The organism is Bacillus sp. LQ01, from assembly GCF_057624735.1.
In genome coordinates this window covers 107,209-132,139 of the sequence record NZ_JBYEZL010000004.1, presented here as the reverse complement: position 1 = coordinate 132,139, position 24,931 = coordinate 107,209, and the positions used below count along the sequence as shown (strand labels likewise).

At 35.5% G+C, this 24,931-nt stretch carries 22 protein-coding genes, 2 riboswitches and 1 other annotated feature; of the genes, 5 read left to right on the top strand and 17 right to left on the bottom strand.

Features of this window, described 5'->3' with window-relative positions; translation table 11 throughout:
• Window positions 1–39: 39 nt before the first annotated feature.
• On the bottom strand, window positions 40–918 hold the full coding sequence (locus AC22L0_RS24105; RefSeq protein ID WP_000666107.1) for an ROK family protein: 879 nt from the start codon (window positions 916–918) through the stop codon (window positions 40–42).
• Window positions 919–1,119: 201 nt separating this feature from the next.
• Between AC22L0_RS24105 and AC22L0_RS24100 the strand changes: the two genes are divergently transcribed.
• Entirely contained in the window at window positions 1,120–2,172 is a 1,053-nt protein-coding gene (locus tag AC22L0_RS24100; RefSeq protein WP_487272455.1) for an LPXTG cell wall anchor domain-containing protein, read from the top strand.
• A gap of 116 nt (window positions 2,173–2,288) precedes the next feature.
• Here AC22L0_RS24100 and proS read toward each other — a convergent pair whose 3' ends face one another.
• Window positions 2,289–3,719, bottom strand: coding sequence for a proline--tRNA ligase (gene proS / locus AC22L0_RS24095; protein ID WP_087966466.1), 1,431 nt, complete (start codon window positions 3,717–3,719; stop codon window positions 2,289–2,291).
• Between the two features lie 47 nt (window positions 3,720–3,766).
• Window positions 3,767–3,973: a binding site (T-box leader), on the bottom strand.
• Between the two features lie 93 nt (window positions 3,974–4,066).
• Window positions 4,067–4,360 carry a YesK-like family protein gene (locus AC22L0_RS24090; protein ID WP_000383853.1) on the bottom strand — a complete coding sequence of 98 codons (294 nt, stop codon included), beginning with the start codon at window positions 4,358–4,360 and terminating at the stop codon, window positions 4,067–4,069.
• A 154-nt stretch (window positions 4,361–4,514) separates the two neighbouring features.
• Between AC22L0_RS24090 and AC22L0_RS24085 the strand changes: the two genes are divergently transcribed.
• The gene (locus AC22L0_RS24085) at window positions 4,515–5,828 is read left to right on the top strand and encodes an alkaline phosphatase family protein (RefSeq protein WP_000356419.1); all 1,314 of its coding nucleotides are present in this window, start codon (window positions 4,515–4,517) and stop codon (window positions 5,826–5,828) included.
• Between the two features lie 108 nt (window positions 5,829–5,936).
• Window positions 5,937–7,220, top strand: a complete 1,284-nt coding sequence (locus AC22L0_RS24080; RefSeq protein WP_087966468.1) for an MFS transporter — start codon at window positions 5,937–5,939, stop codon at window positions 7,218–7,220.
• A gap of 69 nt (window positions 7,221–7,289) precedes the next feature.
• Here AC22L0_RS24080 and AC22L0_RS24075 read toward each other — a convergent pair whose 3' ends face one another.
• From AC22L0_RS24075 to AC22L0_RS24045, 7 genes are all read right to left on the bottom strand, one after another.
• A complete protein-coding gene (locus AC22L0_RS24075) occupies window positions 7,290–7,541 on the bottom strand; it encodes a helix-turn-helix transcriptional regulator (protein WP_002023181.1) in 252 nt (83 codons plus the stop codon).
• A gap of 56 nt (window positions 7,542–7,597) precedes the next feature.
• On the bottom strand, window positions 7,598–8,830 hold the full coding sequence (locus AC22L0_RS24070) for an MFS transporter (RefSeq protein WP_000992568.1): 1,233 nt from the start codon (window positions 8,828–8,830) through the stop codon (window positions 7,598–7,600).
• Window positions 8,831–8,896: 66 nt separating this feature from the next.
• On the bottom strand, window positions 8,897–9,478 hold the full coding sequence (locus tag AC22L0_RS24065; RefSeq protein WP_001254434.1) for a TetR/AcrR family transcriptional regulator: 582 nt from the start codon (window positions 9,476–9,478) through the stop codon (window positions 8,897–8,899).
• A gap of 80 nt (window positions 9,479–9,558) precedes the next feature.
• Window positions 9,559–9,702 carry a hypothetical protein gene (locus tag AC22L0_RS24060; protein ID WP_000817981.1) on the bottom strand — a complete coding sequence of 48 codons (144 nt, stop codon included), beginning with the start codon at window positions 9,700–9,702 and terminating at the stop codon, window positions 9,559–9,561.
• Between the two features lie 125 nt (window positions 9,703–9,827).
• A complete protein-coding gene (locus tag AC22L0_RS24055) occupies window positions 9,828–10,073 on the bottom strand; it encodes a hypothetical protein (RefSeq protein WP_000394369.1) in 246 nt (81 codons plus the stop codon).
• Window positions 10,074–10,086: 13 nt separating this feature from the next.
• Window positions 10,087–10,401 carry a thioredoxin family protein gene (locus tag AC22L0_RS24050; RefSeq protein ID WP_000206517.1) on the bottom strand — a complete coding sequence of 105 codons (315 nt, stop codon included), beginning with the start codon at window positions 10,399–10,401 and terminating at the stop codon, window positions 10,087–10,089.
• 10 nt (window positions 10,402–10,411) lie between these two features.
• Window positions 10,412–10,783, bottom strand: coding sequence for a DnaJ family domain-containing protein (locus AC22L0_RS24045; protein ID WP_000382380.1), 372 nt, complete (start codon window positions 10,781–10,783; stop codon window positions 10,412–10,414).
• A gap of 371 nt (window positions 10,784–11,154) precedes the next feature.
• Between AC22L0_RS24045 and AC22L0_RS24040 the strand changes: the two genes are divergently transcribed.
• Complete coding sequence (locus tag AC22L0_RS24040; protein WP_087966470.1) at window positions 11,155–13,179, top strand: glycosyl hydrolase family 18 protein; 2,025 nt, start codon at window positions 11,155–11,157, stop codon at window positions 13,177–13,179.
• A 634-nt stretch (window positions 13,180–13,813) separates the two neighbouring features.
• Here AC22L0_RS24040 and AC22L0_RS24035 read toward each other — a convergent pair.
• From AC22L0_RS24035 to AC22L0_RS24010, 6 genes are all read right to left on the bottom strand, one after another.
• Window positions 13,814–14,563 carry an ABC transporter ATP-binding protein gene (locus tag AC22L0_RS24035; protein WP_000016085.1) on the bottom strand — a complete coding sequence of 250 codons (750 nt, stop codon included), beginning with the start codon at window positions 14,561–14,563 and terminating at the stop codon, window positions 13,814–13,816.
• Window positions 14,560–15,558, bottom strand: a complete 999-nt coding sequence (locus tag AC22L0_RS24030; protein WP_000715568.1) for an ABC transporter substrate-binding protein — start codon at window positions 15,556–15,558, stop codon at window positions 14,560–14,562. The genes AC22L0_RS24035 and AC22L0_RS24030 overlap by 4 nt, the downstream gene beginning before the upstream one ends.
• On the bottom strand, window positions 15,555–16,328 hold the full coding sequence (locus AC22L0_RS24025) for an ABC transporter permease (RefSeq protein ID WP_001057166.1): 774 nt from the start codon (window positions 16,326–16,328) through the stop codon (window positions 15,555–15,557). The genes AC22L0_RS24030 and AC22L0_RS24025 overlap by 4 nt, the downstream gene beginning before the upstream one ends.
• Window positions 16,300–16,620 (bottom strand): MTH1187 family thiamine-binding protein, encoded by a 321-nt coding sequence (locus AC22L0_RS24020; protein WP_000082906.1) that lies wholly within the window; start codon window positions 16,618–16,620, stop codon window positions 16,300–16,302. Before AC22L0_RS24020 ends, AC22L0_RS24025 begins: the two co-directional genes overlap by 29 nt.
• 101 nt (window positions 16,621–16,721) lie before the next feature.
• Window positions 16,722–16,823, bottom strand: a riboswitch (TPP riboswitch).
• A 52-nt stretch (window positions 16,824–16,875) separates the two neighbouring features.
• Entirely contained in the window at window positions 16,876–20,457 is a 3,582-nt protein-coding gene (locus AC22L0_RS24015) for a non-ribosomal peptide synthetase family protein (protein WP_097995254.1), read from the bottom strand.
• A 136-nt stretch (window positions 20,458–20,593) separates the two neighbouring features.
• The gene (locus AC22L0_RS24010) at window positions 20,594–22,336 is read right to left on the bottom strand and encodes a methyl-accepting chemotaxis protein (protein ID WP_000761075.1); all 1,743 of its coding nucleotides are present in this window, start codon (window positions 22,334–22,336) and stop codon (window positions 20,594–20,596) included.
• A 134-nt stretch (window positions 22,337–22,470) separates the two neighbouring features.
• Window positions 22,471–22,555, bottom strand: a riboswitch (cyclic di-GMP riboswitch).
• Between the two features lie 282 nt (window positions 22,556–22,837).
• Between AC22L0_RS24010 and AC22L0_RS24005 the strand changes: the two genes are divergently transcribed.
• Window positions 22,838–24,151, top strand: a complete 1,314-nt coding sequence (locus AC22L0_RS24005; RefSeq protein ID WP_000498692.1) for an anaerobic C4-dicarboxylate transporter family protein — start codon at window positions 22,838–22,840, stop codon at window positions 24,149–24,151.
• Between the two features lie 114 nt (window positions 24,152–24,265).
• On the opposite strand, the gene thiE is transcribed toward AC22L0_RS24005, so the two are convergent.
• Window positions 24,266–24,925: a thiamine phosphate synthase gene (gene thiE / locus AC22L0_RS24000; RefSeq protein WP_000090967.1), complete on the bottom strand. Its 660-nt coding sequence runs from the start codon at window positions 24,923–24,925 to the stop codon at window positions 24,266–24,268.
• Window positions 24,926–24,931 lie beyond the last annotated feature (6 nt).

The window sequence follows — 24,931 nt, the reverse complement described above, 5'->3', positions numbered from 1 at the left end:
AAGGATAAATTCTCAGTTATATGAAAACATTCATATAATTTACTTATGATGATGTAATAAGTGGTAAATAGCACCAATCATTCCTGCACAATTACCGTTTTGTGCAAGTTCAATCTCACAATTATTATAAATCTCTTGATTTAAGTATTTACTGACCTCTTCTTTTACTTCTTTTAAAAACTCATTTCCTCTATCGGTAATTCCTCCCCCAATAATAATTGTTTCTGGATTAAAAATATAAGCAAGATTACTAATTCCGATTGCCAAATGTTTAAAGAAAATCCCAACTGCTTGAGCAACTTCTCTATCTCCTTTATCATACAACTCAAAAATTGTTCTCCCATTCCACTCGCCTTTGCCTTTATATTTTCTTACAAGCCGAATTAATCCTGAAATCGAAGCAACCTCTTCAAATGTTTTTCCTTCTATTAGCATATTCCCCCATTCACCAGCACTAAATGAATGTCCTCGGTACAATTCTCCATCTATAAAAATTGCTCCCCCAACTCCTGTTCCAATGGTGAGCATAATAAAGTTCTCTTTCTCTCTTACACTACCATTCCACTTTTCTCCAAACGCTGCACAATTCACATCATTGTCAATCGATACTGGAACTTTTAATATCTCTTGCAATCTATCAATAATAGGAATAGTACTATATCCTGGAATATGATCCGCGCCTCCCGTCACAATTCCCTTATTAATATCAACAATTCCCGCAGTGCTAATACCAATTCCGGCAATAGTATGTTCATTCATTAATTTTTTTGATAAAAGAATGAGTTTTTGAATAATTTGTTCTCCGCCTAAGTGAATTTCTGTTGCAACTGTTTTACGCTTTAATACTCTCCCTGCTTCTGAAATAATGCCATACTTAATTTGCGTACCGCCAATATCAAACGCTATATACTCTTTCATCTACTGCCACTTCCTCTACCGTTATGAATGTAAATTCTCCACCTCTATTATTTGTAGGAAATCTACATTAACTCTTTTCTGCTTTGACAAATATACCACCTTTTTCTATATATAGTTTTTTTTGCATAAAACTCTTTTTCCTAAGAAATATTACAAAGGGATGTATTTTAGATGGAACATTCATTTCTTAGGAGGAAAACCATGACGAAAATCTTCATTTTAGCATCAACACTCTCTCTATCTTTTTTTAGCGGTTTAAATATCGGTAATGCTGCAACTGAAAACTTCCAACCATTAACAAACGCTATTGTACAAAATAGCGATCATTTTGCAGAAGGAAACTCAAAGGATAATAATAAACCTCCAGGAAATAACGGTTCTCAGGACGATAGTGGTTCCGGTGGCAGCGGCTCTGGTGAAAACGGTTCTGGTGAAAACGGTTCTGGTGGCGATGGCTCTGGCGGCAATGGTTCCGGCGGTAACGGTTCTGATGGCAGTGGCTCTGGCGGCAATGGTTCCGGCGATAACGGTTCTGGTGGCAACGGTTCTAGCGGCAGTGGTTCTGGCGGCTCTGGCGGCTCTGGCGGCTCTGGCGGCAACGGTTCCGGCGGTAATGGTTCCGGTGGCAGTGGTTCTGGCGGTAACGGTTCTGGTGGCAATGACTCTGGTGGCAGTGGTTCTGGCGGTAACGGTTCTGGTGGCAACGGTTCTGGTGGCAACGGTTCTAGCGGCAGTGGTTCTGGCGGCTCTGGCGGCAACGGTTCCGGCGGTAATGGTTCCGGTGGCAGTGGTTCTGGTGGCAATGACTCTGGTGGCAGTGGTTCCGGCGATAACGGTTCTGGTGGCTCTGGCTCTGGTAGCAACGGCTCTGGTGGCTCTGGCTCTGGTAGCAACGGCTCTGGTGGCAGCGGTTCTGGCGGTAACGGTTCTGGTGGTAACCGTTCTGGTAGCAACGGCTCTGGTGGCAGCGGTTCTGGCGGTAACGGTTCTGGTGGTAACCGTTCTGGTGGCGATGGTTCTGGTGGCAGTGGCTCACACGGCGGTAATGGCTCTCAAGGTGGCAATCGTGTTAAAGGCGATAGCAATTCTCAGGAGGGCAACGGTTCTCAAGGGGGTAATGTAAAAGATAATACGAAAAAACAAGGTGATAAATTACCGAATACCGCAACGCATTACCCTATATCTATTTTAATGGGTCTTTCAACATTCCTAATTGGTATGTTACTGTTTATTCGTCGTAAAAACGTAAAATAAGAGCAACATACTTCCATCTAAAGAATACATGAAATACTTTATAAAACTAAAAAGGACTTTGGATTGCATTTTATTATGCAGCCCAAAGTCCTTTTTATCACCTATCAGAAAAAGTATTAATACGCTTTTCCCCAATACACCATTTGTTTAGCTTCTTTACCACAACAAATGCATTCTTCAGCTAAATGCTCTTGCTCAAAAGGCATACAACGTGAAGATACTCCAACTTCTTCTTTTAGTTTTTCTTCACAAGCTAATTCCCCGCACCACATTGCCTTAATAAAGCCTTGCTTTTCGTCAGCTATTTTTTTCATCTCTTCGAAATTTGTCGCAACATACATATTCTCATCGCGAAATGCTTTTGCTTTATCAAATAAAGCAATATGAATTTCTTCAAGTAATGCTGGAATACGTTCTTCTAATTGATCCATTGGTACAAACTCTTTTTCCTTCGTGTCTCTTCTTACAAGTACAACTTGATTCTTTTCAATATCTTTAGGGCCAACTTCTAATCGAATTGGAATCCCCTTCATTTCATACTCATTAAATTTCCAGCCTGGTGTTTTATTACTAGCATCTATTTTTACTCGTGCAACCTTTTGAATATGTCCTTGTAACTCTGTTGCTTTTGCTAAAACTCCTTCTTTATGCTGAGCAATCGGTACAATAACAACTTGCACTGGAGCGACTTTTGGTGGCATTACAAGTCCATTATTATCACTATGAACCATTATTAGCCCGCCTATCATTCTTGTTGATACACCCCAAGATGTTTGGTGCACATATTGCCACTTACCGTTACGATCTAAAAACTTAATATCAAATGCTTCAGAGAAATTCGTTCCAAAGTTATGAGAGGTTCCTGTTTGAAGCGCTTTTCCATCATGCATTAAACTTTCAATTGTATAAGTTGCCTTTGCTCCAGCAAACTTCTCCTTTTCTGTTTTTTGCCCTTTAATAACTGGTATCGCTAAATAATCCTCACAAAAAGAAGCATATAAGTTTAAAATATTTAATGTTTCAGTCTGCGATTCTTCTGCCGTTTCATGGATTGTATGACCCTCTTGCCATAAAAATTCAGTCGTACGAAGGAATGGCCTAGTTGTCTTCTCCCAACGAACTACTGAACACCACTGATTATATAACTTTGGCAAATCATTATAGGATTGCACAATTTTTGAAAAGTGCTCACAGAACAAAGTTTCAGATGTAGGACGTACACAAAGTCTTTCCGCTAACTTTTCATCTCCACCATGCGTAACCCATGCTACTTCAGGAGCAAATCCTTCAACATGATCCTTCTCTTTTTGCAATAAACTCTCTGGGATAAACATTGGCATATATACATTTTCATGGCCAGTTCCTTTTAACTTCTCATCCATCACCTTCTGCATATTCTCCCATAAGGCATAACCATACGGACGTAAAATCATGCACCCTTTTACACTTGAATAATCAACAAGTTCGGCTTTTTTTACAATATCGGTATACCACTGCGCAAAGTCCTCTTCCATCTTCGTAATGGCTTGCACTTGTTCTTTTGCCATAGTCAGTCTTCCTCCTTCTAGAAAATACAAAAAAGCCCGCGTCCCTAAATAGGGACCGAGCTTTGCCGGCGTTACCACCCTGATTCATGCACAAAAATTGCGCATGCTCTCTTTTTGATAACGGGAAATTCCCGCTGCATATGCAGAACTCAAAGGCAGGTTCCATATTGCCTTTTTAAGAATCTTTCAGCCTGACGGATTCTCTCTCTGCTAAAAAGGTTGAACATGTACTAGTCCTTTTTCATCGTTATAACGAAATAAATTTGTTGATTATCATAATACAAATTCTTTTTTAAAACAATAGCTAATTTTCTTATTTTTATATATCCTTTTCATTTTTTGCAGTTTTATACGTAGCTTTTCCGCGTAATTTTCACAAGTTGATGTGCAATCATACCGATAAGTGTACCAAGTAGGACAAAGAAACCAATAAATCCATATCCCATTCCTTCCCACCCACCAATAACCATCATTGTAACGGGAAAGGACGCTAAGCAAAGAAGTATTAAACTAAGTGCAAATATAATATCAAACTGTTTGTCTGGAAACCGTTTCTTTAGTAAATATGAAATAGCAAATACAAGGATAATCGTGATTCCGCCAATGATGTAAAAAATACCAAATCCATCTAACCAATCCATAGTGTTCCCTCCCTCCATAGATTCCCTTATACTTAATTATATGTTTAATTTTTCTGAAAATAAATAATAAACTTTCACCTAAAAATATATATTTATTACTAGGTGTTAATAGTAATATATAATAATAGGTTTTATATAATCAGGAGGGAACTTTATGGATAAAGCATTAACAAACCACGTCATCATTTTATCATTCGACTGTTTATCAGCTTTAGATTTTCCTATACTACAAAAACTACCTCATTTCCAATCTCTAATAAAAAAGGGCACGGTTGTCGAAAAAGTAGAACCAATTTATCCTTCTGTAACATATCCAAGCCACTCAACAATCGTAACTGGTAATTACCCTAACAAGCACGGTGTTGTTAGCAATACGTTACTTCAACCAGGGCGTGAATCACCTGATTGGCATTGGTACCGAAAATCAATAAAAGGAACAACATTGTATGATGAAGCGCGCAAAGCAAATTTAACGACAGCTGCCCTTCTATGGCCTGTTACTGGAAGAGCGAACATCGATTACAATTTACCAGAAATTTTCCCCAATAGACCTTGGCAAAATCAAGTGTTAGTTTCCTTATTTAGCGGTAGCCCACTATACCAATTAGATTTAAATCGTCGTTTCGGCCATATAAGAAATGGTTTATCACAACCAGAGCTGGATGATTTCGTCCTCGCCTCTGCTGTGCATACAATCCAGACGAAAAAGCCTAATGTCATGTTCGTACATTTCACCGATCTAGACACACAAAGACACTATCACGGCTTTGAATCTAACGAAACAACAGCTGCTATCCAGAGACACGACAAACGTCTAGGGAAAATTATTCAAGCACTAAAAGAAAGTAACCTATACGAAGAAAGTACAATTATTGCCCTTGGTGATCATAGCGCTTTAAGTGAAAACAAATCCATCCAATTAAATGTGCTATTCCATCAAAGAGGACTTATATCTCTTAATAAAAAAGGAAAATTAGTAGACTGGAAAGCCTATTGCCAAAGTTGCGACGGCTCTGCCTATGTATATGTAAAGGACAAAAATGATATGGATACAATCCGGGAGGTACAACTACTCCTTGAAGAACTACTTCAAAATAAACAAAACGGAATTGAATTTATACTTCATGATGAAGCTGCCAAAGACTGCGGTGCAGACGGTAATTGTTTATTCATGTTAGAAGCACGAGAAGGGTATTATTTCACTGAAAACTATACAGGAGATTTTATAAAAGAAATTACTGAAAAAGATGTTACGCCTAGTAAAAAATATACATTTGGTACGCATGGATACTCTCCAACAAAACCTAACTATGAAACAATTTTTATCGCTGCTGGGAAAGGAATAAAAAGTGGCTTTACCGTCCCGTATATGAGACTTATTGATGAAGGTCCAACTATCGCTAGACTACTCGGTTTACACTTAGGTGAAACAGACGGAGCAATTGTAGAGGATTTACTCCAATTGTAAAGAACTGTGTATATATGTAAAAGTTATGTAAAATTAATCACTGTTTCTCTTTTTATAATTTTTATTTTTGTACACTGTTAGTAAAACAAATTTAAGGGGGAACATTATATGAAAAAAATGTCCAGACAAGAAAAAAGCTGGATATTATACGATTGGGCGAACTCTGTATACTCGCTCGTCATTACAACTGCATTATTTCCAATTTACTTTAAAGCAGCTGCAAAAGAAGCTGGACTATCTGGGGCAACTTCAACAGCATATTGGGGATATGCAAACTCATTCGCAACACTTTTAATTTCTATACTTGCTCCTATTCTTGGCACAGTTGCTGATTATAAAGGATTTAAAAAACGTTTTTTCACATTCTTCTTTGGACTCGGTATCGTATTTACAAGTATGTTAGCAGTCGTTCCAACCTCTCAGTGGTACTTATTGCTAGGGTGCTATATGCTCGCCTTAATCGGCTTTGCTGGAGCAAACATTTTCTATGATGCATTTTTAGTAGACGTCACTTCTGAAGATAGAATGGACCGAATTTCTACAAGAGGATTTGCATTAGGTTATATCGGGAGTACAATTCCTTTTATCGGTTGTATCGCTCTTATTATTCTTTCTCAAAAAGGAACTATTCCCTTATCGGTCGGCATTGCTAGTCAAATTTCCTTTGCAATAACAGCTCTTTGGTGGGGGTTATTTACAATTCCAATGCTAAAAAACGTAGAGCAAACACACTATATTGAGCGTCATCCAAGACCTATTAGAATGAGCTTCAAACGTCTTGCTGATACTTTTAAAAATATTAAAGAATATAAAACTGTATTTATGTTTCTAATCGCTTACTTTTTCTATATTGACGGAGTCGATACAATTATTACTATGTCTACCGCTTACGGAACCGATCTCGGTATTAGTGCAACGAATCTATTAATCATATTATTTGTAACACAAATTGTCGCTTGTCCATTTGCTTTACTATACGGAAAATTATCTGAAACATTTACTGGCAAAAAAATGCTATATGTCGGTATCATTATTTATATCATTATTTGCACATATGCTTATTTTTTAAAAACGACACTTGATTTTTGGATTTTAGCAATGTTAGTTGCTACATCTCAAGGTGGTATTCAAGCACTAAGTCGTTCATACTTTGCAAAACTAGTACCAAAAGAATCTGCTAATGAATTCTTCGGATTTTATAATATATTTGGGAAGTTTGCCGCAATTATAGGTCCGGTATTAGTCGGTGTTACAACGCAATTAACAGGAAAAACAAACGCTGGTGTTCTTAGTATTATTGTTCTATTTATTATCGGAGGATTCTTACTAACTAGAGTTCCAGAAAATAATACATCCGTTACACCACCTAGTCCAAAGACTAAAACGCTATAAGAAAAGATCCTCTTCTCATAAGAAGAGGATCTTTTTTATTTTTAAAGGTGCGCCTTATAATGAACGACTCTACTGCTTGTACAAAAATAATTTATCAACAGTTGTTCCTAATACTTCAGCTAAACGGAACGCTAACGCTAAGCTTGGATCATATTTATTATTCTCAATTGCATTTATCGTTTGTCTAGAAACCTTACATTTATCAGCTAATGCGCCTTGTGAAATATTATTTTCAGTGCGTAATTCATAGATTTGATTTTTCACACCATTGCTCCTAACCTGTAAAATCGTTTTTACAACATCAGTATATAATTGGCTCATATAGTTGTCAAAAGTTCCTCAAAGAAAAAAGGAGCAATATTGCTCCCTTACAATAGTTATTTTGAAGCTAATGAATTTGTTAGTGCCTCTTTGTTAGCGATATCTTCTTTCTTTATTTGCATACGTACAACTGGCCCTATCGCTAATAAAATAAGTGCCATCGCTATACAAAACACAGTAACTAGTGAAGTTAGTTCCTTTAATCCTCCAGCTAATGAAGTTCCAATTAGCATTGCCCCCATAAACAGTGGTAAAATCGTTCCATTTACTCTTCCAACCATATTTTCTGGTACAAGTTGAATCATAAGCGTACCGACAACAATATTAACACAAGCTAAACAAATACCTGTTCCAAATCTCATGAAACTAGTAATCCAAAATGATGTAGATAGCCCTTCTACTAAAAATGAAAGGGCTAATATACCCATACCGAATACAAACATCTTTTTCGGATTCACTTTTGAAGCGAAAACTGCAGCAACAATACCACCGAGTAACATACCTATTCCGTCAGCTGCCGCTAAATATTGAACAGCTTCTTTTTCCATACCTAAACGTTCAATTACAAGGAATACTTCTAATGGATTCGTTAATCCAACAGCTAAACCCATAATTGTAAAAGTGATCGTAATCATACGTAAATTTTTCGTATGAAGAACATACTTCCAACCTTCTTTTATATCATTTTTTAATGAGTCTCTCGCCACCTGCTCTTTTTCAACCCATTTTGGTAAGAATGAAAGGGCGATAGCAGATAACAAAAATAAAATGATTAAGCTATATAGTGATGTAAATAAACCAAGTTGTGTATACACAAGCGATCCCACCACTGGTCCAAAAATCAGAAATAATGACTGTAATGTTTGGTTAAATGCAATCGCATTTGCTACCTCTCCTTCTTTTACATAGCGCTTAAATATACGCGAAGATGAGGGCTGAGAAAACTGACCTACAATCGCGGAAATGAGTGTTGCAAAAAATATAGCCTGCCAATAATCCAGCTTTAACAACAAGACAATTCCTATAATAGACAGTACACTTAATACATCTCCAGCGACCATTGTTCTTTTCGGATTCCAGCGATCAGCTAGCGCACCACCGATAAACGAGAAAATAAAAATAGGTGCATATTCCATAACTGATAACAACGAAACAGAAACTGGATCATTATTCGTTCGCTCCATTATAAAATACAAAAGAGCCATATTTCTGATCCAAATTGCAAATTGTTGTAAAATATCAGACGCCATAACGAGCATAAATGCTCGGTTTTTAAATAAAGCGTTCATTTTCATTCCCCTTTCATAAACCGACCGTTCGGTCTAATTTATTTTGTAAGAAAAGCAACTGACCTATTATTCAGCTGCCATTCCTTTTAACAATACATCTATTGCCTTTTTATAAATACGTTTCAGCTCTTTATAATCTAATTCGTAGTAAAGCACTCCAAGTCCTGATAATAATCCGTTTACAATATACATAAGATCACGAGTATTATCTTCACGGAACTCTCCAGACTGTATACCTACTTCAATTAATTTCTCAAACATAACATATGATTCTCTAGTTAAAGCTAACAGTTCATCCAGAATCTCTTTACTTACAACTTGGCTCATAGAGAATTCCTCTATTGCATTTGAAATTGGTTGCTGTATGTCCTCTACATGATATTCCGCGAGACCATATAGTTTTTCAGTACTAGTGCTATACAACTTCTCTTTTTCATTCCATTTTTCAATCCAATCATACGTATGCTGTTTCACTACAAATAAAAATAATTCTTCTTTACTTTTAAAGTGATAATAAATACTTCCTTTACTTCGCTCTGTAATTTCACAAATCTCTTCCATAGATGTAGCTGCGTAGCCCTTCTGTGAAAATAGACTTTCTGCTTTATATGCAATTTCTTTCTTTATCTCTTCTGCGCTTCTTCTCATATTCACACCTCTTTAAACCGACCGTTCAGTCTAATAATAACAAATCAAAAACCTCTATCGCAAGAGGCTATATTCCTTATTTAAGAAAACGTACTTTCAAACCAAGTTCGAATCATATGTATGGTTCCAAATTTAAATGCTAATTTAACAAGAAATACGCCTCCTGCAGCTAATAAAAATAACACTACTTTCCCCTTATTTTTCACTTTCGGTTCCCTTTTCATTTCCATTCCCCTTAGTATGTTAAAAATATTAAACAAACGTTTGTTTAACTGTGTTTATGCATATGTAAGCCGACTAATCAAACGTTTGTTTAAAAAGAAATACGCCTATATAAGGCGCATTTTTATCAATCACCACCGCCACCACAGCTTCCTCCGCTATCTCCCCCAAAAGATCCTCCACAATCATGTGAGCCGCCATCATGCGAGCTATCATTATCAGATCCAGCAAAGAAAAATAATGGTGATGAGCTGTTAGATGAATTATGAATGTTATTTTGTTTTGTAAGATTTACCTTCTTTTTGTTCGATCGAACTGCTGTTACGATTGTTCCAACTACAACAAATAATAGTATGACAATAATAAATTCCATTTAAAAGCCTCCCTTATTCCTCGAATAATTGAATGGTTCTCTCTAAATTTTCAAGTGAAATGAAGCGTGATTCACGAAGAATTTCTTTTCCATTATGAAATAATAAAATTGTTGGCCCTGTAAATACTCCATATCGCCCCGCAATCTCCTGCATGTCTTGTAGTAATATCTCTATTTTCTCTACGTAATCATAATTCTCTAATACGCAATTTACTTTTCTTAGCATAACATCACAAACACCACAATTTTCCGTTTTAATAAACAGAAGTACCAATTGTTGTTCTTCGATATAGGTCGCTAATTCTTCTATCGTTTTAAATGTAGTCATCTTATCCCTCTTAGCGTAATTTACGAAATACTTTGTCTTGATACATACGAAAAGCTGAACTATCTTTAATCTTTCTCTTTTCCATTACCTGCTGAAAACGAAGCGTTTTTGCTGTTAACTCTTCTCGTAATCTCTTTCTCTCTTCTTCATCATAACAGCAAGCAATTAGATCCTCTATTTTTAATATATCTTTTTGTAGTTCCATTTCTGGTGGAATCATTCCCGCATTTTTTAAAATTTTATAACTCATTCTAAGTTCTGGAGGTACCATTGAAAGATCTTCTAATTGTAGTGGTTTTCCTTTTCCCGGAAGATAATCAAGATCACCATTCCGTATTGCTTGTCGAATTTTTTCTTCAGCAATGTTCAAAAACACATCCACACCATTCCCTCCTTTACATATTTTTACTATTATTTTACATGATATTTCCTTATCTTTCTACGTCTTTAATAATTGGCTCCATACAATTTTTTCTCAAATTTATTTATAATAAGCTTTTTCCTCCCATACCAATCTTTCGTTTTCATATATAGTTTGTATTCAAGCCTTTTTGTATTGAGAAAGTCTTTTTTAACTTAATAAAGCGTTTACACTAAATCTTACATTTGTTACGATTTAATCACCCCCAGCTCCCTTGTATAGACTTCGTGATGTCTGATCATTTTATCTAGACGTTTCACACGTCTAGATTCATTTTGATTTATTGGCGTATGCCTTTAAATATATCTTTTATTTTGAAAGGAGAAATGGCTATGAGGTCTCAAAAATTCACACTGCTATTACTATCCCTACTACTTTTCTTACCTCTTTTTCTCACAAATTTTATTACTCCAAATCTCGCATTAGCAGATTCACCAAAGCAAAGTCAAAAAATTGTTGGGTACTTTCCTTCGTGGGGCGTTTACGGACGTAATTATCAAGTTGCTGACATTGATGCATCAAAACTTACTCACCTTAACTATGCTTTCGCGGATATTTGTTGGAATGGAAAACATGGAAACCCTTCTACTCATCCTGATAATCCAAATAAACAAACGTGGAACTGTAAAGAATCTGGTGTACCATTGCAAAATAAAGAGGTTCCTAATGGTACTCTTGTACTCGGTGAACCATGGGCTGATGTTACCAAATCGTATCCTGGCTCAGGGACAACTTGGGAAGATTGCGATAAATATGCCCGTTGCGGAAATTTCGGGGAACTAAAACGATTAAAAGCTAAATATCCTCACTTAAAAACAATTATTTCCGTTGGTGGCTGGACTTGGTCTAACCGCTTTTCTGATATGGCCGCTGATGAAAAAACAAGAAAAGTATTTGCTGAATCTACAGTAGCTTTTCTTCGCGCATATGGGTTTGATGGCGTAGATTTAGACTGGGAATATCCGGGCGTTGAAACGATTCCTGGTGGTAGTTATCGTCCTGAAGATAAACAAAATTTCACTCTCCTTCTTCAAGACGTCCGAAATGCTTTGAATAAAGCAGGTGCTGAAGATGGCAAACAATATTTACTAACAATCGCTTCAGGTGCAAGTCAACGCTACGCTGATCATACAGAACTAAAGAAAATTTCTCAAATACTCGATTGGATTAATATTATGACATATGATTTCCACGGCGGATGGGAAGCTACTTCTAATCATAATGCAGCTCTATATAAGGATCCAAATGACCCAGCAGCAAATACGAATTTTTACGTAGATGGTGCTATAAATGTTTATACAAATGAAGGTGTTCCAGTCGATAAACTAGTATTAGGCGTACCCTTTTACGGACGTGGCTGGAAAAGTTGTGGCAAAGAAAATAACGGACAATATCAACCTTGCAAACCAGGTAGTGATGGGCAACTTGCTTCTAAAGGTACTTGGGATGATTACTCTACCGGTGACACAGGTGTGTATGATTACGGCGATTTAGCAGCCAATTACGTTAATAAAAATGGTTTTGTACGCTACTGGAATGACACAGCTAAAGTACCTTACTTATATAATGCAACTACAGGCACATTTATTAGCTACGATGACAATGAATCTATGAAATACAAAACAGACTATATAAAGACGAAAGGTTTAAGTGGAGCAATGTTTTGGGAACTAAGCGGAGATTGCCGTACAAGTCCAAAATATAGTTGCAGTGGTCCAAAATTACTTGATACGCTAGTAAAAGAATTACTTGGTGGACCTATTAGTCAAAAAGATACTGAGCCACCAACGAATGTTAAAAACATTGTAGTTACGAATAAAAATTCAAACTCAGTTCAATTAAACTGGACTGTATCTACTGATAACGTAGGAGTTACGGAATATGAAATTACTGCTGGAGAAGAGAAATGGAGTACAACAACAAATAGCATTACAATTAAAAACTTAAAACCTAATACGGAATACAAATTTTCGGTAATTGCCAAAGATGCTGCTGGAAATAAATCACAACCTACCGCTCTTACTGTCAAAACGGATGAAGCTAATACGACACCTCCTGATGGAAATGGTACTGCTACATTTTCAGTCACTTCGAATTGGGGCAGCGGTTATAACTTCTCGATTATAATCAAAAATAATGGAACGACTCCTATTAAAAATTGGAAATTAGAATTTGATTATAGCGGCAATTTAACACAAGTTTGGGATTCTAAAATTAGTAGTAAAACAAATAATCATTATGTAATTACGAACGCAGGATGGAATGGTGAAATTCCTCCTGGTGGATCTATTACAATTGGCGGTGCAGGAACAGGTAATCCTGCCGAACTTTTAAATGCCGTCATTAGCGAAAACTAGACGTAATATCCATTAATTACTTCAATAAAGTTTGAATTTAGGTTTGAGCAATACCTCCTAAATTCAAACTTTTAATTTTATGAAAAATCAAAAATATCACGATAACCTATTATAATTATATTTAATTTCTAATATGAAGTTTATATGAAGTTCATTTGAATTTTACATGAATTTCCTTTAATTTCTATTGTCTTCCTATAATATCCATATTATCCTTTACATAAAGGAATTATTTTTATTCCATTTTGAACTATCTATATATATAAAGAAAGATAGTCACCTGTTAGGGAAAGGCTTTCGTATTATAAATATAACAAAAGAAAAAGCACGCTTATAAGCGCACCATAAGAGTGCTTCTTCATACAATTCTCATGTAAGAGTTCTCGAAAATCATGTTAATCACAAAGAAAAGGCATTAGCTCATAAAAGCTAATGCCTTTTCTTTATTCATATTGTTGAGTATTCCATTCTTCTATATTTCATAATTTTGTTATCTACGATTCATAGAAAGAAGGTTCATGTGAGACAATTAAAACCGTTCCTTTGTATTGTTGTAACGCTTCCTGTAAAGCCATCTTAGTTTCTACATCCAAATGATTAGTCCGTTCGTCTAAAATTAAAACATCAGCTTTTTCTATTTTTTCATATAAGGAGCTAACACACTTAAAATCTCTTCTTTATCCTTTTTTAATTCGAGTGATGTTAACATATCCATCGTTCTCGGCCTAGGTAATTTCACTTGTACCTCGCCAACTATTGACGCTGGTCTTTGAGATAAAATAAATACGCGATCTGAAAGCAAGATTGCCTCATCTAAGTCATGTGTAACCATAACGATTGTTTGCTTCTCTTGATGCCAAGAGTTTAAAAGCCAGCTATGTACTTCCATTTTTGTAAATGCATCTAATTTACCAAAAGGCTCATCAAGCAGCATAATTGGCTTTTCACATAAATATGTGCGCAGAAAACTAATTCTTTGACGCATACCACCAGACAATTCATCTGGATAATGGTTTGCATATTCATCTAGTTCGAACTGCTTTAATGCTTCCATTCCTTCTGTCAGCCTTTGTTTTTTCGGCTTTCCTTCAATTTCTAACGGAAGAACGATATTTTGCAAAGCTGATCGCCACGGTAGTAATAAATCTTGTTGTGGCATATAACTAACAACATCTTGCTCTTGTACTTGCTTATCGTTATACGTTACGTTCCCGCTTGTTGGTTTTTCAACATTTGCAATCATGTTTAATAATGTGCTTTTCCCGCAACCACTCGGTCCTACAAAGGAAACAAACTCTCCCTCTTGTATAGAGGCACTAATATTCTCTAATACATTCTTTCCGTCGAAAGATTTCACTATATTTTTTATTTGTAATCCGCTCATTTTTCACTTGGAAGGAATTCATTTGTAAAAGCATCTTTTACATCGATTTTCTTTTTAATAACTTTGTTGTCATATAAGAAATTCATGTAATTCGTCCAAATTTCTTCCTTCTGTACTCCCCATGCTTTAGCATCATCTTGATACTTCGTACTTAACCATTTTTGGCTTTCTTGAACTAAATCTTTATTCACATCTGGAACAGCTTTAATTAAAATATCAGCAGCCTCTTTCGGTTCCTTAATTGCAAAATTATAACCTTCTGTCGTTGCACTCATAAACTTTTTCACAAAGTCTTTATCTTGCTTCGTATGTTTTTCACTCGTAATAATAACAGGACTATAGAAATCAAGCGCTGGATCTAAGTCCTTCACCATAATCGTATTTAACTCTTTTCCTTGACGCTTCGCTTCAATACCATCCCAACCGTAATAAATCCATTCGAAATCTGCATCACGGCCAATTGATTTAAAGAAATCTGTTTGTCCTAAGATGATTTTTTCAACTTTATTAAAATCAGCTTGATGTTTATCCATAATCGTCTTTAATGTCGCTTCTTCTGCTGGTCCTCCCCAGCCGCCGTAACGTTTACCTTCAAAATCTTTCGGTGACGTCATATTGTCTTTCTTAAGCGATGCAAACGCTGAAGTGTTATGCTGAATAATCGCTCCTACAGATACAACAGGAATTCCTTCTACACGAGCTAACGTTACATTTTCTTGTGCACTTATTGCGAAGTCTGCTTTTCCTGATGCTATCATTTGCTCTGCTGTTACATTGTCACCTGGTTGAATAATTTCTACATCTAATCCTTGCTTTTTGTAATAATCTTTCGTTTTCGCTACATACAAGCCAGTATGATTCGTATTTGGAAACCAATCTAATACTACTTTTACTTTTTGATCTTTACTTGCACTTTCTTCTTTCTTCGCCGGATTACATCCAGCCACACCTACCGCTACTAAGGCAGCTAACATAACTTTCAAACCTTTTTTCATTTTCTGCCGTCCTTTCTATATATCCATGGTGCTGTTATTCTTGCCATAAACTCTACGATAAAATACAGGCATAATGTCACCATAACGATGATTGCTGCAACACCAAATACTCGGGCAGTCAAAAAGGATTTTGTAGCCCTCGTAAGCATAACGCCTAATCCTTCACTTGCACCGAGCCATTCTCCGATAATTGCCCCCATTACGCTATATGTAACTGCAATTTTTAAACCTGAGAAAAAGTATGGGAGCACTGCTGGAAATTTTACCTTCTGGTAAACTTGCCATTTCGTCGCCTTCATTGTTTGTAACAGTTTCAGCATATTTTTATCTACTGTTTGAAAACCTTCTAAAATACTAAGCGCAATTGGGAAGAAACAAACGAGTATTACGACCATTACTTTCGGCAACATCCCATATCCAAACCAAATAATAAATAGCGGTGCAAGTACAACAATTGGAATTGTTTGCGAAATAACGAGCAATGGATTTATTAAAATACGAAATAACGGTATAACATCCATAATAATTGCGATGCTCGTCCCCAATAAAATTGCAAAGAATAGTCCAATTATAACTTCCTGCAGTGTTTGCATCGTATTTGGTAATAGTAAATCTTTCATCCCAATTAATTCTTGAACAATGGCAGAAGGCTTTGGTAAAATCCACGGTTCGATTTTAAATAATGAAACAGATCCTTCCCATATCGCAATGAGAAGGATAAGCCAAATAGTTGTAATAAGTTTAGATTGCTTCTGGTTTTGCATATTCATCACGGTACTTCCAAACCTTTTCATCTATCGTTACACCAGTGCTTGGACGATAATGGATTTTAATAGAAGTAATCACTTCTTCTGCTCCAGCATCGACGCAAGCTTGTTGCGCACGTTTAACGACATCAAGAAGTACATCTAATTCTCCTTCCAAAGTTGTTTCCATTGCCCCTACTTCATAACGAACTCCCGATTGTTGCACAACTTCAATTGCTTTATCGACAACAGAATATACATCTTTCGTTTTCGCTTGTGGTACTACTGAAAATGACATTGTAACTTGTTGTGACATAATAAAATCCCCCTTATAAAATTAAATTTCAAAAATAAGAAAAGGCTTTCCTACTGCGTAGGAAAGCCTTGTATGCAAGTTATTACAGAATAACATATGCTACATCACTTTAAGTAACTCCCTACGCTGGCATTATCCAGATCAGGTTGAGGGTCGATGTTTACTTACATCCTCTCAGCCAATTGGCTCCCCGGTCCTTAATTCGTTTTCATTGTAGCATGATTTATTTTATTGAACAAACAAAAGCATGCATAATCATTTCATTATTTTTGGAAAATAACCAACTTTTTCACCATGAGCTAATAACTGCTGTATAAATTCTTTATTAATTGCTGGTACTATCAATTCTTTTTTCTTAATCCATTCATTCGTTCTACGTGTACCCATTACAATTTCAGATTGCTGTGCTCCATCTCCTGCAACTTGAGAAGCAATTAACTCTGCTATTACTTCATTTCCCTTCGCTAATGCAAGTCCGGTATTTACATATTCTGAAAGTGGAACCATTTCAAGATTGTATCCACACTCTCCAATTAGCTGTATAAATTGTTCAAACTCAATTTGATGTGGATGACAAATATGTAACGTCTCTCCTACAATTTGCGCATCTTGTAAATACGATACAATTGATTTACTAGCAAAATCAATTGGTGTGAAATCAACTTTCCACTTCACATTTGGTGCTTTCCCAATTAATAGCATTGTTTTAATAAGACGATAAAATGCGTTTCCTTCAATATTTTGTTGGAACGAACCTGTTTCTGAATGACATGCTAAATTACCTGCACGATAAATATTTCCGCGCAAACCATTTTTCATTGCTTCACGAACAATGTTTTCCGCTTGTAGTTTACTATTTGAATATACATTCTCTAAGTCTACACTGTAATTAAAATCACCAGTTTTCATGTATGTATCCCATTGATCTACCGCTAATTCTAACGGGATACCAATTGTAGAAATAAAATGGAATGTAGCACCTTTCTCCGCTAATGCTAGCATACGGCTAGTTCCTTGGACATTTATATTTTCAAATTGTTTTACATCTCCAAAATGTCTTACATCTGCACCGCAATGAATTATCGTATCCATCTTAGAACTGATGAACATAAATTCTTCTTCGCTCATCCCAAGATACTCTTCTCCCAGATCACCAGCTACGGCCTGTATACGCTGTAACCATTCTTCACATATATCATTAAAGTAGCCTGTTAATGTATCTATAATTCTTTGCTGCACATCTTTGGTTGGTCTTACTAAACAATAAATAGTAGCAGATGTATCTCTCAACAATTCATATAATATGTGTGATCCTAAATAACCAGTAGCTCCTGTTAAAAAGACATTTGAAATCTGGGTTTCTTCCAAAACGTTTGCATACGTGATAGTATCTGGCTCGTGAATCACTTTATATTCACGAAATACTTCTTCTTTCTCTACTTTTACTTCTCGCTCAATTCGAGCTAATCCATATATCGTTCTTTCTTTAAAGAAATCTTGAATTGTTAAATGTGAGAAATCTTCTTTTAACAATGTTAAGACTCGTAATACTTTTAATGAATGTCCACCAATTGTAAAGAAATCATCATGCACTCCAACTTTTGAAATTCCTAATACTTCCGCCCAGGCGTTCGCTATTTGTTTTTCTGCTTTATTAGAAGGTGCAACATATTCTTGTAGCCGAACCGGTTCATACTTTTCTTCTAACTGAGCTAACTTCTTAACATCAATCTTTTTATTAGGTGTAAGTGGTAATTCATTAATATAAATTAGTTTAGATGGCACCATATAATCTGGTAATTGCTCTTGTAACTGATAAACTAATTCTGGTATTTCTTTTTTATTTAAAGTTGTATAGAACGCGATTAAATATTGGCTACCTTCCTTACTCTTCTTAGCAAAAACAGCATTTTCTTTTATATTATGATTTTGAGAAATTTTACTTTGGATTTCTCCTAGTTCAATACGATGTCCTCTAATTTTTACTTGATCATCTTTCCGATGTAAAAACTCTATATTTCCATCCTCTAGCAACTTAACGATATCACCTGTTTTATATATATTAACTATAGGATTAAAAGGGTTCGGAATAAAAGCTTCAATTGTTTTATTAGGCTTATTAAAATACCCTTTTGCTAATCCCACTGAATCTATATATAATTCACCAGGTACACCAATTGGACAAAGATTCATATTCTCATCCAAAATCATAACTTGATAATTAGCACATGGTTTACCAATGGGAATACTCGCAACATCCTCATTTAACTGACTAGGTATTTTATAGGTTGTCGTCACTACAGTACATTCTGTCGGTCCGTATACATTATAAATTTCAACATTTGTACCTATTCTTTCTCTCCACAATTTAATAACCTCTACAGGTAACATTTCACCACCAATCGCAATTCTTTTTAGGGAAGCTAGCTTATATATATCTTCTTCTGCTAAATAAGTTGCTACTTGTCGAACAAAAATTGTTGCTAATGCCAAGATTGAAGTTGCTTTCACTTTATAGATTGCATTTGCAAATGCCTCTACAGACAATCGCTCTTCCTCTAATAGTACATACAAGTTTCCTCCGCAGAATAAAGAAGCAAATGACTCCCATACAGAAGCATCGAAACTAAAGGAAGGAAATTGAGCAAATACATCCTCTTCTGTCAATTCATATTGCTTTTTCATCCAAGTGTACAGATTAACAACGCCTCTATGTGCTAACATCGTTCCCTTTGGATTCCCTGTTGAACCCGATGTATAAATCATATAAGCTACATCATCACAATGAATAGACAACTTTACATCTATATCTTCATAAGTTTCACTATCATACAATGAAACTGTTTGAACCCCATCACATGTTATAGGCGTCTCTTTCATCAATATAACTTTCGCTTGGCTATCTTGAATAATGTACTGTATTCTACTTTCCGGATAATCTGGATCAATCGGAACATACGCTGCACCAGCTTTTAATATAGCTACCATACTTACTACTGTGTCTATGCTACGTTTCATAAATATTCCAACATAGTCTCCTAATTGGACGCCGTTTTTAATTAACATATGAGCTATTTGATTACTTTTTTTATTTAGCTCCTCATAAGTTAAAGTACCTTCCCTTGAAGATAAAGCTATACGATTTGGAAATTGAGCAACAGTATTATAGAACATATCGACGATACTTTTCTCAGGATATACTGCTGTCGTATCATTCACTTGACTATAAAGTGCCATCTCGGCCTCTGTAATAATATTAAAATGTTTTATATACTTATTAGTATTTTGTGATATATCAACTAAAACACCTTGTATTTGTTGTGCATAACGAGTAATCGTTGTCTCTTTCCAATTAACACTATTAAATATTATTTCTACACTTTGCATATTTTTACTAAATACAAATTGTAATGTATTCGTGTCTTTTAGCTCATAATATGTTTCACCAATAATAATAGGTGACATTTCATATAATGTATTACCGTTTTGAAACTCTTCTATTTCTTCCTCATTCATTTCTTTAATTTGCTCCAGTTGCTCTTCAATTTGTAAATTTAAACTTTCATAGGAGAGAAAATTAGAAACTTCAATAGTAATTGGAAATAAATTTCCTCTTACATGATAAAGCACGACAATATGTTTTTCTTTAGAAATATGATATAACCACGTTGCAGTCGCTCCTATTAAATCTACAATGTGAGTCAAATTTGAAAACAGTTCCGTTTTCCTTTTTATCCTAAGTTCTGTTCCTTGCACATCTTTAGGTATTTTAATACTTCCTTCTACTTTTCCTAAAAATTCTTTTACCATCTCATTATAAGAAATTGCTAATTTCATATTTATGTAAATTCCTCTCTTAAATATAATAAAGGTGTGAAAATTCACACCTTTTTCATCCCTTATTAAAGGGCAGATTCGTTCAATTCATAATCAGTAGCGGAGATACCCCCTTGATTAGAATTGAACTTTCTCCTTATTCGCTTTTAAACTCACCAATAAGCTCTTGTAATTCCTGAGAAAGCCAACTTAAAGAAGTCGCTAATTCTGCAATATCTTGTACTGATATTTCTTGCTCTTTCATGCTTTCTTCAACATTACTACTGCTGTTGGCATAAGTATTTGCAATATGTGATAATTCATTTACGACTTGAACAATATTCTGGCTATTTTGTAAAATGTCACTCGAATTACCGGAAACAGCTTTTACTTGATCTGTAACAGATTGCGCTGATTTTGAGATTTTTTCAAAGAAATCTCCACTACTTTGAACAAGCGAAATTCCAGTTTCTACTTCTTTTGAACCTTTTTGCATGGAAACTACAGCATCTTCTGTCTCAGCTTGTGTTTCACCAATTAATTTCGCTATATCTTTTGCAGACGCTTCCGTTTGTTCTGCTAATTTTCGTACTTCATCAGCAACAACTGCAAACCCTCTTCCAGCTGCTCCAGCACGTGAAGCCTCAATAGAAGCATTTAAAGCTAATAAATTTGTTTGATTTGAAATACCTGTAATTACAGTTACGATATCACTAATTTCTTTTGACCTTGTTTCTAACGAATAAATGATGGAAGATAAATCTTGTACTGCATTTTGGATTAAACTCATTTGATTAATAATTTGTCCAATCACTTCATTACCTTCAATTGAATGTTGTTCCATACCTTCAGAAGCAACCGCAACTTGTTTTGCAGCCCCAGTTATTTCTTCTACCTTATCTTCCATTCCATGTACAATTCCTAAACATTGTTGTACTGAAGTTTTTTGAGACTGTGCCCCTACTCTTAAACCTTCAATAGAACTTGCAATCTCTTGAACTGCCATGCTGTTTTCCTCTGTACTCGCCGACAATTCTTGTGAAGAAGAAGAAACTTGCTCAGCAGTTTGCCTTACTTTATCTATAATCCCTTTAAATTTTTCAATCGTGTTATTGAAATAAACATTAATAATTCCAATATCATCTGGTCTTTCTTTTAATTTAACACTTAAGTCACCTTCACCAATTTTACGTAACCCTTCTCGTAAATCTTTTAATGGAGCTAACGAGTGACGCACGATAAAGAATTGAGTAATAGTCGCAATTGCTAATGAAATAATGATAAAGAGTAAACCCTGTATCATAAACTTCTCTTTTGTAATAGGAACAATGGAAGCATCTAAGTCAGCCGCAATAATTGCAACAATATTGTTTTCTCCATCCGTAATTGGTTCTAATATTGTCACCCACGAACCTATTTCATCTTCATATACTTCTGTCATTTGTGCCTTTTTCGTATCAATCACTTTATCGTATGCCTTCATCCAATGAGCGGGTTGTTCATAATAATCTCCCGTCTTTATAGGGAATGCATTTGTTAACTCTGTAGTCAAACCAACGAGTTGTAATTCTCGCTTTTCATTCGGCTTTGCTCCTGTAACATACGTTTGTCCAACACTTTTCAATTCTTTTGAAACTTCATCTAATTTCTCTGTTAACTTTTCTTTTTTCACTTTTTCGGCTGTAGGATCTTTCGCCATGTCTCTAACTAACTCTAAATCCAATTTTTTTAATACTATTTCTCCTGTTTCAATAGACTGCCTTTCAAATAAAGACATCATACTATTTTGAAACATGTTGAAACTTAACGCACCCATACTTCCAACAAGCGTCAAAATAACTAGTACGGTTAATAAGACGTTCTTTTGAAGGAACGATAACTTATGCCAATATTTTTTCATTAATATCCACCTTCCTTAATCAACATAAACAAAAAAACAAAATATATGAATATTTTGTTTGAAAATGTTTCTCAATATGTTCGAGAATAAAAAAAAGCCAATGTAAAAGCATTGGCAAAGACCAACCCTATCCGTCCGGTAACTGGCTAGCGTAGCCTTTCGACCTTAGCTCCTGTAGTTTTGCGTCCTCATGTTTCCATCAGTTTGCCTTTCTCGCTGAACGAGTTGAACGATATGGGAGTTCTATGAGAATTAATTTATTCTCTTTCAAAGATTACAACATATAAATCAAAATGTCTACTTATTTAGAGATATAAATACAAATTTTTAACGCATTGCTTTTTCAAAATAATTTCAAAAAGTACGTGAATGTTACTTTTTTTATGTTATATAATAAAAAATGTATAAATAACAAGGATTTCTTCGGGTATTTATTTAATTTTCATTCAAATTAAACTATTCGAATATATCTTAACTAATGAATTTCGGAGGTAGTTTATCATGTTTTGGCTACAATTTCTTACCTTGTTACTCTGTATTTTTATTGGTGCACGCCTAGGCGGAGTTGGTTTAGGAGTAATGGGTGGAGTTGGTATGGCAATACTCGTTTTTGTCTTCCACTTACAACCAACGGCGCCTCCTATCGATGTAATGCTTATGATTTTGGCAGTAATTACAGCTGCTGGTGCTTTGCAAGCCGCTGGAGGAATGGACTACCTTGTTCATCTAGCTGAAAAGGCATTACGAAAAAATCCAAAACGCATTACATTCTTTGCTCCAATTGTTACTTATTTATTTACACTTTGTGCAGGAACTGGTCACGTTGCTTATTCTGTACTTCCTGTTATCGCTGAAGTCTCTCGCGAATCCGGAATTAGACCAGAACGACCAATGTCAATTGCCGTAATTGCTTCCCAACAAGCAATTACAGCTAGTCCTATATCAGCTGCAACAGTTGCACTTTTAGCAATGTTAGCTGACTATAAAATCACCTTATTAGATATTTTAAAAGTAAGTATCCCTTCTACTTTCATCGCTTGTATGATAGCTGCATTTGTTGCTAGTAAGATGGGAAAAGAATTAAATGAAGACCCTGAATACTTAAAACGATTAAAAGAAGGATTAATTCCTAAGCTTGAAGAGAAAAAAGAATTTGTAGGTGTAAAGGGCGCAAAATTATCAGTTATCCTTTTCCTTGTAGGAACCTTCCTTGTTGTACTTCTTGGTTCATTTGAAGCACTTCGTCCAGGATGGATAGTTGGTGGGAAGTTAGCCCGTCTTTCTATGCCGAACACAATTGAGATGGTTATGTTAACTATCGCGGCTCTTATTATTATTTTCTGTAAACCAAATGTAGAAAGCATTGTATCTGGTAACGTCTTTAAAGCAGGAGCAACAGCAGTTGTTGCTATTTTCGGTATCGCTTGGATGGGAGATACTTTCTTTAATGGAAACTTAAATATGATTCAAGGATCGATTCAGCATTTAGTAACAAGTGCACCTTGGCTATTTGCTATCGCACTATTCATTCTATCTATTTTACTGTACAGCCAAGCAGCAACAGTTCGTGCCTTAATGCCACTTGGACTATCTCTTGGTATTCCACCAGCGCTACTGATTGCGATGTTCCCTGCAGTAAATGGATATTTCTTCATTCCAAACTATGGAACAATCGTTGCTGCCATTAACTTTGACCGTACTGGTACAACAGGTATCGGTAAATACGTATTAAATCATAGTTTTATGATTCCGGGCCTAATTGCAACATTTACTTCTATCGGAATTGGAATGCTCTTAATTTCAATTATGTTTTAAAGAAAAAGCACAAACCTTTATTTAAAAAGGTTTGTGCTTTTTTAATCAAATATTTGTTTAAATTTTGGGCAGTCTATTTCTTCATGTAGCACTTAAAATACTACACTTCCTTCCCTACAAACTTCTCTTTACTTCTTCAACTAATTTTCTCGTACTTTCATACGCAGATTCCGCTAAACTAATTGCTGAAATAACTGAAACACCGTCCGCACCCGCCTCTATAACTGCCGCTGTATTTTCAATTGTAATCCCACCAATACCAACGATTGGCACTGTAATTCCTTGTTCTCTAAAATAAGCTAATCCTTTCGTTCCTTGAACCGCTTTCGTATCTTTTTTCGTACTCGTTGGGAAAATAGGACCAACACCTAAATAATCCGCTCCATTTTCGATTGCAAAGCGTGCTTCTTCAATTGTATGAGCAGATACGCCGATAATTTTATCTCCCATTTTTTCACGAACAGATGTAATTCCTTCATCATCTTGTCCAACATGAACACCATCTGCATCTAATTCAATGGCTAATTCTACATCATCATTTACAATGAAAGGAACACTATATTCCTTACAAAGCGTCTGCAATTCTTTTGCAAAGCGCACTCTATCTTCTCCGATTAAAGAACCTTCCCCCTTCTCGCGAAACTGAAAAAGTGTCACTCCACCATCTAACGCTTCTTTCAATACAGCTAAAGGATCCCTCGTGCAGTTATTACTTCCCATAATAAAATACACTTGCAATAGCTTAGACATTTTATCTATTTCAATGCGTGCCATTTCTTT